The 12,829-nt window shown below is 64.6% G+C and carries 11 protein-coding genes; 8 read left to right on the forward strand and 3 right to left on the reverse strand.

Features of this window, described 5'->3' with window-relative positions:
- Positions 1-3 precede the first annotated feature (3 nt).
- From NFJ07_RS13485 to NFJ07_RS13520, 8 genes are all read left to right on the forward strand, one after another.
- Entirely contained in the window at positions 4-2,082 is a 2,079-nt protein-coding gene (locus NFJ07_RS13485; protein WP_269995056.1) for an ArnT family glycosyltransferase, read from the forward strand.
- Between the two features lie 243 nt (positions 2,083-2,325).
- Complete coding sequence (locus tag NFJ07_RS13490; protein ID WP_269995057.1) at positions 2,326-3,858, forward strand: sodium:solute symporter family protein; 1,533 nt, start codon at positions 2,326-2,328, stop codon at positions 3,856-3,858.
- Positions 3,855-5,120, forward strand: coding sequence for an AGE family epimerase/isomerase (locus NFJ07_RS13495; RefSeq protein WP_269995059.1), 1,266 nt, complete (start codon positions 3,855-3,857; stop codon positions 5,118-5,120). Before NFJ07_RS13490 ends, NFJ07_RS13495 begins: the two co-directional genes overlap by 4 nt.
- The gene (locus NFJ07_RS13500; RefSeq protein ID WP_269995061.1) at positions 5,117-5,866 is read left to right on the forward strand and encodes a 6-phosphogluconolactonase; all 750 of its coding nucleotides are present in this window, start codon (positions 5,117-5,119) and stop codon (positions 5,864-5,866) included. The genes NFJ07_RS13495 and NFJ07_RS13500 overlap by 4 nt, the downstream gene beginning before the upstream one ends.
- A complete protein-coding gene (locus tag NFJ07_RS13505) occupies positions 5,863-6,627 on the forward strand; it encodes a sugar isomerase domain-containing protein (protein ID WP_269995062.1) in 765 nt (254 codons plus the stop codon). The genes NFJ07_RS13500 and NFJ07_RS13505 overlap by 4 nt, the downstream gene beginning before the upstream one ends.
- On the forward strand, positions 6,624-7,787 hold the full coding sequence (locus NFJ07_RS13510) for an N-acetylglucosamine-6-phosphate deacetylase (RefSeq protein WP_269995065.1): 1,164 nt from the start codon (positions 6,624-6,626) through the stop codon (positions 7,785-7,787). The genes NFJ07_RS13505 and NFJ07_RS13510 overlap by 4 nt, the downstream gene beginning before the upstream one ends.
- On the forward strand, positions 7,784-9,061 hold the full coding sequence (locus NFJ07_RS13515; RefSeq protein ID WP_269995067.1) for a neutral/alkaline non-lysosomal ceramidase N-terminal domain-containing protein: 1,278 nt from the start codon (positions 7,784-7,786) through the stop codon (positions 9,059-9,061). The genes NFJ07_RS13510 and NFJ07_RS13515 overlap by 4 nt, the downstream gene beginning before the upstream one ends.
- Entirely contained in the window at positions 9,058-10,125 is a 1,068-nt protein-coding gene (locus NFJ07_RS13520; protein WP_269995069.1) for a LacI family DNA-binding transcriptional regulator, read from the forward strand. The genes NFJ07_RS13515 and NFJ07_RS13520 overlap by 4 nt, the downstream gene beginning before the upstream one ends.
- Here the strand turns inward: NFJ07_RS13520 and NFJ07_RS13525 are convergent.
- The 3 genes from NFJ07_RS13525 to NFJ07_RS13535 all read right to left on the reverse strand — a co-directional run bounded on the left by NFJ07_RS13525 (position 10,060) and on the right by NFJ07_RS13535 (position 12,761).
- Positions 10,060-10,737: an HAD-IA family hydrolase gene (locus tag NFJ07_RS13525; protein ID WP_269995071.1), complete on the reverse strand. Its 678-nt coding sequence runs from the start codon at positions 10,735-10,737 to the stop codon at positions 10,060-10,062. The genes NFJ07_RS13520 and NFJ07_RS13525 overlap by 66 nt on opposite strands.
- A gap of 54 nt (positions 10,738-10,791) precedes the next feature.
- Positions 10,792-11,169: a VOC family protein gene (locus NFJ07_RS13530; protein ID WP_236815036.1), complete on the reverse strand. Its 378-nt coding sequence runs from the start codon at positions 11,167-11,169 to the stop codon at positions 10,792-10,794.
- A 122-nt stretch (positions 11,170-11,291) separates the two neighbouring features.
- The gene (locus NFJ07_RS13535) at positions 11,292-12,761 is read right to left on the reverse strand and encodes an MFS transporter (RefSeq protein WP_269995075.1); all 1,470 of its coding nucleotides are present in this window, start codon (positions 12,759-12,761) and stop codon (positions 11,292-11,294) included.
- Positions 12,762-12,829 lie beyond the last annotated feature (68 nt).

Genomic DNA, 12,829 nt, shown 5'->3' on the forward strand with positions numbered 1-12,829 from the left:
CCGATGACCACTTCCTATTCCACAGATACAGGCTCCAAGCCGGGGCAGCAGGTTCCGCCATCGCGTTCGGCAGAGCCGCCGGAAGCGGCCGCGACCCAAGGAGGGGGCGGCCGCGCCCGGCCCGGCCTGACCCGAAAAACCCACCGCAACCATGGGCCCCACGCCCTGCGGCACCGCGTGGAGCTCGGCATCGTGCTCCTCGTAACGGCGGTCCTGTACCTCTGGAACCTCGGCGCTTCCGGCTGGGCCAACCCGTTCTACTCCGCCGCGGCCCAGGCCGGTTCGCAGAATTGGGCCGCGTGGTTCTTCGGATCGTCCGACGCCGCCAACTCGATCACGGTGGACAAGCCGCCCGCGTCGCTCTGGATCATGGACCTCTCGGTGCGGATCTTCGGGCTGAGCTCCTGGAGCATCCTGGTTCCCGAGGCGCTCATGGGCGTTGCCACGGCTTGGCTGCTGTATCTGGCGGTCCGGCGGGCTGCGGCCCCCGCCACCGGCGATCCACGGCTCGCCCACCGGGCAGGGCTGCTGGCCGCCGTCGTCATGGCCATCACCCCGGTAGCCACCCTCATTTTCCGGTTCAACAACCCGGACGCCTTGCTGGTGCTGCTCATGACGGCAGCCGGCTACGCCACGCTGCGGTCCATCCAGGACAACAAGCTGCGTTGGCTCCTGCTGGCAGGAGTGTTCCTGGGCTTCGGCTTCCTGACCAAGCAACTCCAGGTCCTGCTGGTGGTTCCTGGATTTGCCGTGGCGTACGTGGTTGCCGCGCAAGGTGGAGTGGGGCGTCGCCTGCTTCGGCTGCTAGGCGCGGGGGCAGCCATGGTGGTCTCGGCCGGCTGGTGGCTCGCCGTCGTCGAACTCATTCCGGCGAACATGAGGCCATACATCGGCGGCTCCCAGAATAATTCCATCCTGGAACTGACCCTCGGTTACAACGGCCTGGGCAGGCTCAGTGGCCAGGAGACCGGCAGCGTCGGGGGCGGCAATGGCTGGGGAGTTCCCGGGCTGTTCCGGATGTTCAACAGCGAGTTCGGCGGCCAGATTGCGTGGTTGCTCCCCTCGGTGCTGGTCCTCGGGGGCGGGCTGCTGTGGCTGGGCCGCCGTGCATCGCGCACGGATTCCGTGCGCGCCTCGGTGATCGTGTGGGGCTCGTGGGTGCTTGTCACCGGGCTGGTGTTCAGCTTCATGGCGGGCATCATCCATCCCTACTACGCGGTAGCGCTGGCCCCGGGCATCGCCGGTCTCGCTGGCCTGGGCGGGGTGCTTTTGTGGCAGCACCGCGCGCAGCTCGTCGCGGCCGTCATGCTCGCCGTAGCAGTGGCCGCAGCGGGATTCACGGCCTTCAACCTCCTGGGCAGCACCACGGCCTATGGTCCGTTGCTGCGCTGGGCGGTGCTGTTCGGCGCCCTCGCAGCCGCAGCCGGGTTGGTGCTTTCGGGACGCTTCACCTCCCGCATTCTTCAGCGCACGACGGCGGCGCTCGCCCTCGCGGCTTCCCTCGCCGGCCCCCTGGCGTACTCCATCTCCACCGCCTCCGTGACGCACAGTGGTGCAATCCCCAGTGCCGGTCCAACGACTGCATTCGGTGGCTTCGGCGGCCGGGGCGGCTTCGGACAAAATGGTTTCGGGCAAAACGCCGGCCAGAACACACCGCCGCAAGCCCTCCAGCAGCCCGGCACGCAGGGCGGCGGTTTTGGCGGGAACCGACAAGGTGGCGGTATGGGCGGCTTGCTCGGCGCCACCACGCCGTCGTCGGAAATGGTTGCCGCGCTGGAATCCGGCGCCTCGAACTACACTTGGGCGGCCGCCGTCGTGGGTTCCAACAACGCCGCCGGCTACCAGCTGGCCACCGAACTGCCCGTCATGGCGGTGGGTGGCTTCAACGGCACGGACCCGTCCCCCACGCTCGAACAGTTCCAGCAGCTCGTGGCACAAGGCAAGATTCACTACTTCATCGCAGGCGGGACCATGCAGGCGGATAGTGGATCGGCCGCTCCGGCCCAGATCGCGCAATGGGTGGCTGCGAACTTCCAGGCACAGACCATCGGCGGGACCACGGTGTACGCACTCGCTAAGTGAGTGGGGCTGGCTGAAGCGTCCGGACGGGCTGTGGCAGTGACGGCGGAGTAATCCGCGATCTGCCACAGCCCGTCTTGCTGTCTCCCTGGTCGGCTTTGTTGACGTAGACGTCCTCGGCGCGGCCGGCTGAGGAGACCCCGGAAGAAAAGTTTCAAAAAGACTCTTGTTTTGCAAACGTTTGCAGAGAAAAGTGGACGCCACTGCAGATCCCGTTTCCAAGCTTCATCGCATCAAGGAGGATGTATGTATTTCGCTGACTGGCTCGTTCTAGGGGCCTATTTCGTCGTCATGATAGGGATCGGCTGGTGGGCCAAGAGTCGAGTGAAAAACGCCGCGGACTTCTTCACAGCCGGTGGGAAGATGCCGTGGTGGTTGGCGGGGATTTCCCACCACATGTCCGGCTATTCGGCTGCTGTCTTCGTGGCCTACGCCGCCATCGCCTACACCACCGGTTTCGCACTGTATGTCTGGTGGGCCCTCTCGATCACCATCGCCTGCCTCGTGGGCTCTATCTTCTTCGCCCCTCGCTGGCCGCGCCTGAGGCAGCGTTTGGGAATCATCTCCCCACTCGAATACCTGGCCACGCGCTACAACCTGCCCGCACAGCAAGTACTGGCTTGGTCCGGTGCCGCATTGAAAGTCTTCGATGTAGCGGCCAAGTGGGCGGCCAGCGCGATACTCCTGAACGTGTTCGCCGGGGTTCCGATTGCAGTTGGCATCCTGATCGTCGGCGGGGTCACGCTCATCTATTCGACCGTTGGCGGCTTGTGGGCAGATGCATTGACGGATATGGGCCAATTCATCATCCAGTCCGTAGCGGGCATTGCGATGCTCATCGTCGCCATGGCCAAGCTTGGGGGCGTCTCCTCAATCGCGGGGATCTGGTCCCGGCTGCCGGCCTCCCACTCGCAGCCATTTGCCGGCGATTACACCATCGGATTCTTCCTTGCATACTGCCTGATCAGCACGATTTCCTACAACGGAGGAACCTGGAATCTGGCTCAACGCTTCATTGCCGCCCCCTCCGGCACAGCGGCCCGCAAATCAGTCCTGCTTTCAGGCGCGCTCTATCTCGTGTGGCCACTGGTCCTCTTCTTCCCGATGTGGGCCGCACCGCTGATCTTGCCCAACCTGGCACACCCCGATCAGGCTTACGCACTCCTGACCCAGCATCTGCTGCCGGCCGGCCTGGTTGGCTTGGTCGTCGCCGGAATGTTCTCGCACACCATGGCCATGACCTCTTCGGACGCCAACGCGATTTCCGCCGTCGTCATCCGGGACATCATCCCCGCGTTGCGCGGTTCCCGGCAGCCCCTGACTTCGCGTGCGGAACTACTGGGTGGCCGGATTTCCACGTTCCTGTTTATCGGATTGTCGATGGTCATTGCCCTGAGCGCAGATTCATTCGGCGGCGTCTTGGGCCTGATAATCCTCTGGTTCGGGGCCTTGGTGGGGCCGATTGCCGTCCCCATGCTGCTGGGGATGTTGCGACCATTCCGGCGCTGCGGCCCCTCGGCGGCCTTGTTCTCCTGGGCCACCGGTTTGCTCGTATTCGCGCTCGCCAAGTATGCCTTCGCCGCGCCTATCGCGAGCCTGGGCACGGCCAGCGCGCAGACCATCAACGTGGCCGCACCGGTGCTGGCCTCCGCTATCGTCTATTGCGTCTTCGGTTGGTTGCGCCCTTGGCACAATGAGGCTTCCGACGCTTTGGTCGATTCCCTTGACCGTGACCTCGAGCCAGCTACATCGCTTCCAGTTGAAAGCACCGTGGCATGAGCGCAACCGCGTCAGAAATACGGGATCAGCTGCTCAAAAGCGTCCTCCCTTGGTGGCTCGAGAACGGAGTCGACAGGAAAAGCGGCGGGGTCTTCACCTGCTTTTCCAACTCAGGGCGTTTGCTTTCGAACGAAAAATATACGTGGTCCCAAGGCCGCTGGGCCTGGCTCTGCTCAAGGATTGCGCTGGACAGCGAGGCCGGAATCATCGGGGAGAATCCCCAATTGTGGGCGAATCTGTCGATTGAAACCGCCAGGTTCATCCAAGCACGCGCCATCCTGGACGGCAGTGTGACGGCATACCGCACATCGGCTGAGGGGCAGGCGCTACCGAGTGGGCCGCAAGGGGAGATCGCCGTCAGTGTACTGGCTGATCTCTTTGCGGCCCTGGGCCTGGCGGGTGCAGCCCGGCTTCCCCAAGCCGCAGGCTGGGAACGTACCGAATGGCTGCAATCAGCCCATGCACTTCTCGCCCACGCCGAAGAAAGGATCGAGGCACGGAGCGCTCCCTCCGAGCCATACCCCGTCCGGGCCGGATTCAAGGACGCGGCCGGGCTGATGCTGCTGCTGAACGTGGGCGCACAGCTGCATTTGGCCAGCGGCTCTGTTGAAAGCGCCGAAACAGCTGGGGCCGCACTGTCCCAGCTACTCGGCGACGGAACCTCTGAAAGCATGTGGAAGGCCGACTCCTGGTGGGAATACCGGCCGGACAGCTCCAATGACCTGGACACGCTCTTGGCCCGCCACCGAACCCCCGGTCACCTGCTCGAGATGCTCTGGATGGTCATGGAGGCCGTCGAGGTGATGCCTGACCTGGCACCTCGTATTCCGGACTGGCTACCGGACCTTGCCGTCCGTGCCCTGGAAGTCGGCTGGGACGACCAGCACGGCGGCATCTTGCGGTATGTCGATGGCGATGGCGGCGAACCGCGGGGCAGGCTCCTCGGCAACGACACCTACGAAGCCTTGGTAACCCAAACGTGGGACACCAAGCTGTGGTGGGTCCAGGTTGAGGCCCTCTACGCGACCAAGCTGCTCGCCGAACGTTTCGAGCGTCCCGACCTCCTGGACTGGCATGAGCGAATTTGGTCCTACACCCTCGACACATTTCCGGACCCCTCCGGCCAGGAATGGCTGCAAATACGCGACCGCGAAGGGAAGCCCCTCGACAAGGTGGTGGCCCTGCCGGTCAAGGACCCCTTCCACATAGCCCGATCACTCCTCCTGACCACTGAACTAGAAACCCGAAGGACACACACGTGACAGCACTGACCACTTACAGCCCCGCCGTTTCCACACACCCGGACCGGGCCGCACTGGGGAAACACGCCGGCGCGCATGCAGCGGAAACGCTCCGCAGGGCGCTCCGGAACAAGCAGGAGGTCCGGCTAATGCTCGCAGCTGCCCCCAGCCAGGAGGCAACGCTTCAAGCGCTCGTCCAGGAACCCGGCATCGATTGGAGCCGCATAACGTGTTTCCACATGGACGACTACCTCGCGCTCGAGGCGGACGCACCCCAAGGATTCGGAAACTGGCTTCAAAGCAAGTTCTTCAGCCACCTTCCGCCCACCACCTTTCACCGCATCAACCCGGAGAACCCCGCCGAAGAGGAGGCACAGCGCTACGGCACGCTGATGGGCCAGGATCCCTTTGACCTCGTCCTGCTCGGATTGGGCGTCAACGGCCATCTTGCCTTCAACGATCCCCCGGCCGACCTCGCTGACCCGCTGCCCGCCCGCGTCATCACCCTTGATCAGGTAAGTCGCCAGCAGCAGAAGGACGAAGGGCACTTCGCGAGTTTCGACGACGTTCCGCAGCGTGCGATCACCGTCTCCATCCCGCGGTTGCTGCACGCGTCCGAAATCATCGCTTCCGTGCCCGGCCGCGCCAAAAGGATGGCCGTCCACAACACGCTGAGCCAGCCGATCAGTGGAGACCACCCCGGCACTGCACTGCGCACGCACCCCAACGTCACTATCTACCTCGACGCCGAATCCGATCCCCGATGAACACCAGTGAGCAACTCTCGGGCGACTACCTTGGAAAAATCACCGAGCTCCTCGGGCGGATCCGCTTGGAAGAAGCCGAAAACATCAGCGTCGCCGCTGGCATTCTCGCGGCCCAGGTAGCCAAGGACGAACTGGTACACATCTACGGCCCAGGCGGTCATTCGAACCTGGCAAGCCAGGAAGTGTTCTTCCGGGCAGGTGGGCTGATGCACGTCTCCGCCATTTTGGACGAAGGCACCCTGCTCTCCAGCGGCGCCCTCCGTTCAATGGCCATGGAACGGACTCCGGGTTACGGCCGGATCGTCATCGAGGACGCCGGCCTCGGACCAGGGGACGTCCTCATCCTGGTCAACGCGTACGGCATCAACAGTGCCCTCATCGACGCGGCCCTGACGGCACGCGAACTATCGGTCAAGACCATCGGTGTTTCCTCGCGGGAGCACGCCGAGGAAACAGCCCGTGACCACCCCGCACGGCATCCGCAAAAACTGAACCTGCACGACGTCGTCGACCACCACATCGACACAAAGGTTCCGGTCGGAGACGCCGTCATGACGGTTCCCGGGTCGGTCGAGAAAACGGCCGCCGTGTCGACGTTCGCCAACGCCTTCACCCTGAACTGGCTCATGATGTCCACCATCAGCAAGCTGAACGAAATCGGCATTGAGCCGCCATTGTGGAGATCAGGAAATGCTCCCGGCGGGGACGCAGCCAACCAGCAATTCATTTCGCGTTTCAAAGGACGGGTACACAAGCTGTGACACACCCCAAAACGATTGTGGGCAAAGATCCCCACCGGGGGGTCAACATAGAAATCGCCTACGACACGACCATCCTGTCGGTGCGGGAGATCGACGATGGCCAGGAGCTGCCCGTCATCGCACCGGGGTTTATCGATGGCCAGGTCAACGGTTACCGCGGACTGGACGTCAACGCCGCTGACGTCTCGCCGCAAACTGTCATCAACATGACCGTAGAGCTGGCGAAGCTGGGCGTCACCACGTGGGTGCCAACCATCGTGACAGCGTCGGAAGAGGCAATCACCGGCGCGCTCGAACAGATCAACCGGGCCTGCGAAATTGATCCAACCACCCGGGCGGCCATCCCCTGCGTCCATATCGAGGGCCCCTTCATCTCGGACCAGGACGGTCCCCGGGGCGTCCACGACGGCGACTTCGTGCGCCCCTTGGACGTCCAGGAGGTACGGCGTTGGCTTCGTGCAAGCGGAATGGTCGGCATCGTCACCGTCTCTCCGCATACGCCCGACGCGCCGGCCCAGATCGCCCAAATCCGGGAACTCGGCGTCGAAGTGGCCATCGGACACACGCATGCGAGTCCCGAACAAATCACGGCTGCCATCACCGCGGGAGCCCGCCTGGCCACCCATCTGGGCAACGGCATCGCCACTACCCTGCCCAGGCACCCCAATGCCCTGTGGACTCAACTGGCCGACGACCGTCTCACTGCGGGACTCATAGCGGACGGCCACCACTTACCAAGCGATACGCTGAAAGTCATGATCAGGGCAAAGACCCCCGAACGCGCCTACCTGGTCTCGGACAGCACTGCGCTGGCCGGTAGCGAACCTGGCCGCCACCTTACTGCCGTGGGCGGCCTGGTGGACCTTGCCCCCGGCGGGAGGCTCTCCCACGTGGGCACGGACCTGCTCGCAGGGGCCGCGGCCACCCTGCCGGACGGTTTCCGCAACGTGATCCAAAACGTCGGCCTCGATCTACCGGAAGCCCTCAAAATGGTGACGTCCACTCCCGCCCGGGTGATCCCGGGCACCCGTCCGGGGCTCGGCCACCTTCGGGTCGGCTCTCCAGCAGATTTTGTCCTGATCACCGGGGAAGGACCCGAAGCAGGGACCATTACCACGGTTATCCAGTCCGGTCGAAGAGTCTCGGACGGATCGGAATGAGTACCAGCCATGCCGGGCAGGGCGTCATGCGGGTGGGCGCCGCCGTCGTCGAAATCTCGCCGCCCGCAGGTACGCCGATGGCCGGATTCGCAGCAAGGACCGAACCGAGCACCGGCGTCCACGACCCCCTGACCGTTCGGGCGTTGGCTGTCGATGACACGTGCTGGATCACCGTGGATGTGTGCGGCCTTCATGAAGACACCTGCACCCGCATCGCACACGGTTTGCCACTTATGCCGGAACGCGTCGCAATCACCGCCACCCATACGCACGCAGGTCCGTGCGTCATGCCGGGCCGGCTCGGAGGACATGACCCTCTGCTCTTGGAGGAGATCGTCTCGGCTTGCCGCGAGGCCACGGAGGCCGCCGTGGCCTCCCAGCGGCCTGCGACCCTGCAATACGGCCAATCGCGCGGAGTGGACGTTGCCAGGAACCGGCGCCACCCCGAACGTGAGGTGGATCCGCCCGTCCAAGTTGCCACGTTCAGCGACGCACGCGGACAAGTGCTTGCCTGGATCGTTCTCTATCCCTGCCACCCGGTGGTCCTGGGTCCGGAAAACCGACTCATCAGCGGCGATTATCCTGCGTTCACCAGGAGCGTCCTGGAGGAACATTCCCCGGGCTCGGTGGCCCTTTTCCTGCCCGGGACCGCCGGGGACATCAACTCGGGCCATCCCGCCGACGCGTCGTACACTCTTTCCGGCTCCGCCGGCAGGACGATGGAGCAGGCGCGCAAGATCGGAGAACATGTGGCCGCATCCGTATTGGGGACCCCCCTCCTGCCTATCTCGGATTCCGGGATGACTTCCGCCGCTCGGAGGACCATCAGCGTCGCAATGAATTCGCGCGATGCGGTTTCGCCCGCGGAGTTGAGCCGGCAGTGGGAGGCCGAAGCGGTTTCAGCCGATCCGGGCCGGCGATCCCTTCTCAACGCGTGGAAGCAATGGGCCATGGACCGCAGCCCCGGAGAGGAAATGTCCTGGCGAGCACCGGTGAGTGCCTTCAACTGGCAGGGCCTGACCCTCGTAGGATTGCCCGGAGAACCATTCCTGGCGACAACGGAAGCCATCACCTCCGAGGTCGAGGGGCCCGTCCTTGTCACTGGCTACACCAACGGGTGCCCCGGATACTTTCCGACCGCCGATGAATATGGTTTCGGAGGATACGAGGTGGAGGACGCGCACCGCTACTACGGCATGCCGGCCCCCTTTGCGCCGGGCAGTGCCGAAACCCTGGTCCAGGCCGCATTGGAACTCATGGGTGAGCTCCAATGACAGGCCGTCCAACCATCACGCAGTTGGCGGCCGAACTCGGCATCGCCCCCTCAACCGTGTCCAGGGCCTTTACCCGGCCAAACCTCCTCAAACCGGAGACGGTGGCACTGGTTCAAAAAGCTGCGGAAGCTGCCGGCTATGTCCCGAACCATCACGCACGCGCCCTCTCAACAGGACGCGCCGGCGCGATCGGACTCATCGTGCCGGACATCGCCAACCCGTTTTTCCCTCCGCTGGTCCGCGCGGCTCAAAACTACGCGAGCGACCTCGGACTCTCCGTATTTTTAGCGGACACGGATGAAGACCCCAATCGGGAAGACCGTCTCATCTCACGGATGGCGCCCCAGGTTGAAGGGTTGATCGTCGTTTCATCCCGGCTCGCTTCGGCCCGCATCCGGCAAATCGCCGATTCCCAGCGCGTGGCCTTCATCAACCGCGATGTTCCGGAGACCTACCGGGTGCTGCTGGACACCTCTGCGGCAATCCGCTCTGCGCTGACGCACTTGTCGGAGCTCGGCCATCGTCGCATCGCCTACGTCGGCGGTCCACCGCAATCATGGGCAAACAAGCAGCGTCACTCGGCTGTGGACAACTTCTCGAAGGCCCACGCCCTCGAGGTCACGCACTTCAGTGCGGATCCGGGCACCTACGAAGCCGCGAAGGCGCTCGGTGATTCGGTGGCAGCATCCGGGGTCACCGCAGTCATCGCTTTTGACGACGTCATCGCGCACGGCCTCATGGGCGGATTCGCTGCCGCGGGCGTGGACGTACCGAAGGACTTGAGCGTCATCGGATGCGACGACACGCTCGCGACCACAACGTTTCCTGCCCTTTCCACGATCGCGGTCAATGTCGGTGCCGCAGCCCGGCGCGCCGTCGCCGCCCTATCTGAGAACCCAGGCTCAACCAGCCTGACCGGAGCGAGGATCATCTTCGAGGGAACCCTCGTCCTCAGGGGAACAACAGGAGCGGTCCGGCCTACATCCAGCCCGCTAACGCTAGAACCGGAGCTCGATCACCCGGCGACCCGACGCGTCCAGACTGGCCGCGGCAGTGACAGCTGAGTAATCCGCGATCTGCCACAGCCCATCCGCCGCCTCGCCGCCGACGTCGCCCACCACCACGGTCCGCATGCCGGCCGCACGGGCGGCAGCGATGCCCGCCGGGGCATCTTCGAAGACGACGACGTCGGCCGGCTCGGCACCCAGCAGCGCGGCTGCCCTGAGGTAGCCTTCAGGGTCGGGCTTGCCGCGGGTCACGGCCTCGGAGGTAACAGTGGTCGCAGGCATCTCGAGTCCGGCCGCCTGCATGCGCACCCCGGCGAGGATCCCATCAGCCGAGGTGACCATGGCGACGGCGTCGGCAGGCAATGACCGCAGCAGGTCCGCGGCTCCGGGCAACGCCACGATCCCGTCCGTCCGGGTCCGCTCCATCTCGCCGAGTTCCTCCGCGAGCGCGTCGATGTCAGCTCCAGCCGGGGCGAAGCGGCGCACCGTGTCCTTGGCCTGGACCCCGTGTGAAGTCCGCAGGATCTCGTCGATATCCAGTCCATACCGGCCGGCGAATTCGCTCCACACTTCCTCCACGATCGCGGTGGAATCCACCAAGGTGCCGTCCATATCGAAGAGGACAGCCCGGACGGTCAGGGTTTTCACGGCTTCAGCAGGCAGGTTCATGCATCCATCCTGCCGTTGAAGCTGGTCCGCGGCCCAACTTTTACAGTGTGAGTCCTAGCCGTTGGGCCTGTTGGGTATGTACTGGACGGCCCATTTGTTGCCGTCCGGATCGGCGAAGTACACAAAGTGGCCCCAATCCTGGACGTCGATGTCGCTGACTTCGACGCCGTTGGCCTTGAGCTGGCTGTGGGCCTCCTGGATGTCGCCCACCACCATCTGCAGGCTGGGGGCGGTGCCGGGAGGCGCGTCGTTCAGGCCCTCGCCGATGCAGATGGAGCAGGCCGAGCCAGGCGGCGTCAGTTGGACGAAGCGGATGCCGTCCATGGGCCGCTCGTCGTAGTCGGCGTTGAAGCCCACTTTGTTGACGTAGAAATCCTTGGCGCGGTCCACATCGGACACAGGGACAAACACAAGTTCAAGTTTCCAGTCCATGCGCCAAAGGCTATCGGCGGAGCCGGAAAACCGGTAGGGGGGCAGCACAACGCGGGGTCACTTACGGCCCATGTTGCTGCTCGAATTGGGCCGTAAGTGACCCCGCGTTGACGAGGCCGTGGCTAGACCGCTTGAAGGGAAGGCTCGACGGCGGTGCTCACCTGGGTGCCTACTTCTGCTTCGGTTTCGGCCTGGCTTGCGGCGAGTTGAGCCGCCAGGCTGCGTGCACGGGCTCGGGACGGAAGGAGCCACGCCACCAAAGTGGCAAGGACAAGCACGGACGCACCAACGTAGATGGCGGGAATGGCCGCGTCCACATAGCCCGTGGGAGTGAGTTTGCCCCCGGCTCCGGTGAAGACCGCCGTCAGGACCGCTACGCCCAGGGCTACTCCGATCTCCCGGAGCGTGGAGTTGGTGCCGCTCGCCTTCGCATGGTCCTCGGCGCGCATGTTGGCGAGCACCGACGTCGACATCGGGGCGAAAACCAGGCCCATGCCGATTCCCGCCGCAATGAAGCCTGGCACCAGCGTTTCGTAGGGGACGCTCGCGGAAAGGACTCCGGCCAGCCAGAACATGCCCGCTGTGAGCAATGCGAGGCCTGTAATCATCAGGGTCCTGGTGCCAAGCCGCGGTGCCAGCAGGCCGGCCAGCGGCGCCACGAACATGGGGGCCAACGTCCAAGGCATTGTCATGGCGCCGGCCGCGAGGGGCCCGTGGCCCTGCACCACCTGCAGGAACTGGATGAGGATGAAGACGGACCCGAAGATCCCGAAGCTGAAGGTCAAGCCGATCAGGTTGGCCACGGTGAAGCTGCGGTCGCGGAAGAGCCGGAGCGGAAGCAGCGGCGCGGCGACGCGGGATTCCCACAGAACGAAGGCCACCAGCAGTACGCCACCACCGATCAAGGCGCCGAGCACTTCGGCACTGGACCAGCCGGCGTCGTTCCCTCGGACAATGCCGAAGACGAGCGCCAGGAGGCCCACCCCGGAGAGAAGAAGGCCTACGACGTCGGCGCGGACGCGTGCGCCGAAGCTATTCGGCAGCGCGAAGAGCGCCAGCGGAATCGACAGGATTCCGCTGGGCACGTTGAGCCAGAAGATCGCTTCCCAGCTCCAGCCTTCCACGACTGCGCCGCCGATCAGCGGCCCCAGGGCAACACCCAGGCCGGAGACTCCGCCCCAGATGCCGATCGCGAGCGGGCGCAGCTTATCGCTGACCGAGCCCACCAGCAGCGTGAGCGACAGCGGCATGAGGGCCGCAGAACCAACGCCCTGGACTGCGCGGGCGGCTATGAGCTGCAACGGATCCGTGCTGACGGCTGCCGCTGCGGAAGCGAGGGTGAAGATGGCAAGGCCCGCGATGAACACATGGCGGCGGCCGAAGCGGTCCCCCAGGCCGACGGCCAGCAGCATGAACGCCGCGAAGCTCAGGGAGTAGGCGTTGACGATCCACTGCAGTTCCTCGACGCTCGCGCCGAGGGCCTTGTGCATCACGGGCAGTGCGTTGGTGACCACCAGGTTGTCCAAGGTGGCCATGAAGACAGGTAGGGAGGCCGCCACAATGGCCAGCCAGACGGGAATGGTGCGTTTCATGATGACTCCACGAGGTCGCTGAAGGTGTCGCTTTACCAGGATGTTGTAATCGAATGATTACTTAAAAC

Source organism: Arthrobacter sp. B2a2-09, from assembly GCF_027587375.1.
GTDB lineage: Bacteria > Actinomycetota > Actinomycetes > Actinomycetales > Micrococcaceae > Arthrobacter.

What these genes read in the sequence shown, in the direction of transcription:
- NFJ07_RS13485 (WP_269995056.1), top strand. Translation starts at nt 4, where the DNA reads ATGACCACTTCCTATTCCACAGATACAGGCTCCAAGCCGGGGCAGCAG.
- NFJ07_RS13490 (WP_269995057.1), top strand. Translation starts at nt 2,326, where the DNA reads ATGTATTTCGCTGACTGGCTCGTTCTAGGGGCCTATTTCGTCGTCATG.
- NFJ07_RS13495 (WP_269995059.1), top strand. Translation starts at nt 3,855, where the DNA reads ATGAGCGCAACCGCGTCAGAAATACGGGATCAGCTGCTCAAAAGCGTC.
- NFJ07_RS13505 (WP_269995062.1), top strand. Translation starts at nt 5,863, where the DNA reads ATGAACACCAGTGAGCAACTCTCGGGCGACTACCTTGGAAAAATCACC.
- NFJ07_RS13515 (WP_269995067.1), top strand. Translation starts at nt 7,784, where the DNA reads ATGAGTACCAGCCATGCCGGGCAGGGCGTCATGCGGGTGGGCGCCGCC.
- NFJ07_RS13520 (WP_269995069.1), top strand. Translation starts at nt 9,058, where the DNA reads ATGACAGGCCGTCCAACCATCACGCAGTTGGCGGCCGAACTCGGCATC.
- NFJ07_RS13525 (WP_269995071.1), bottom strand. Translation starts at nt 10,737, where the DNA reads ATGAACCTGCCTGCTGAAGCCGTGAAAACCCTGACCGTCCGGGCTGTC.
- NFJ07_RS13530 (WP_236815036.1), bottom strand. Translation starts at nt 11,169, where the DNA reads ATGGACTGGAAACTTGAACTTGTGTTTGTCCCTGTGTCCGATGTGGAC.
- NFJ07_RS13535 (WP_269995075.1), bottom strand. Translation starts at nt 12,761, where the DNA reads ATGAAACGCACCATTCCCGTCTGGCTGGCCATTGTGGCGGCCTCCCTA.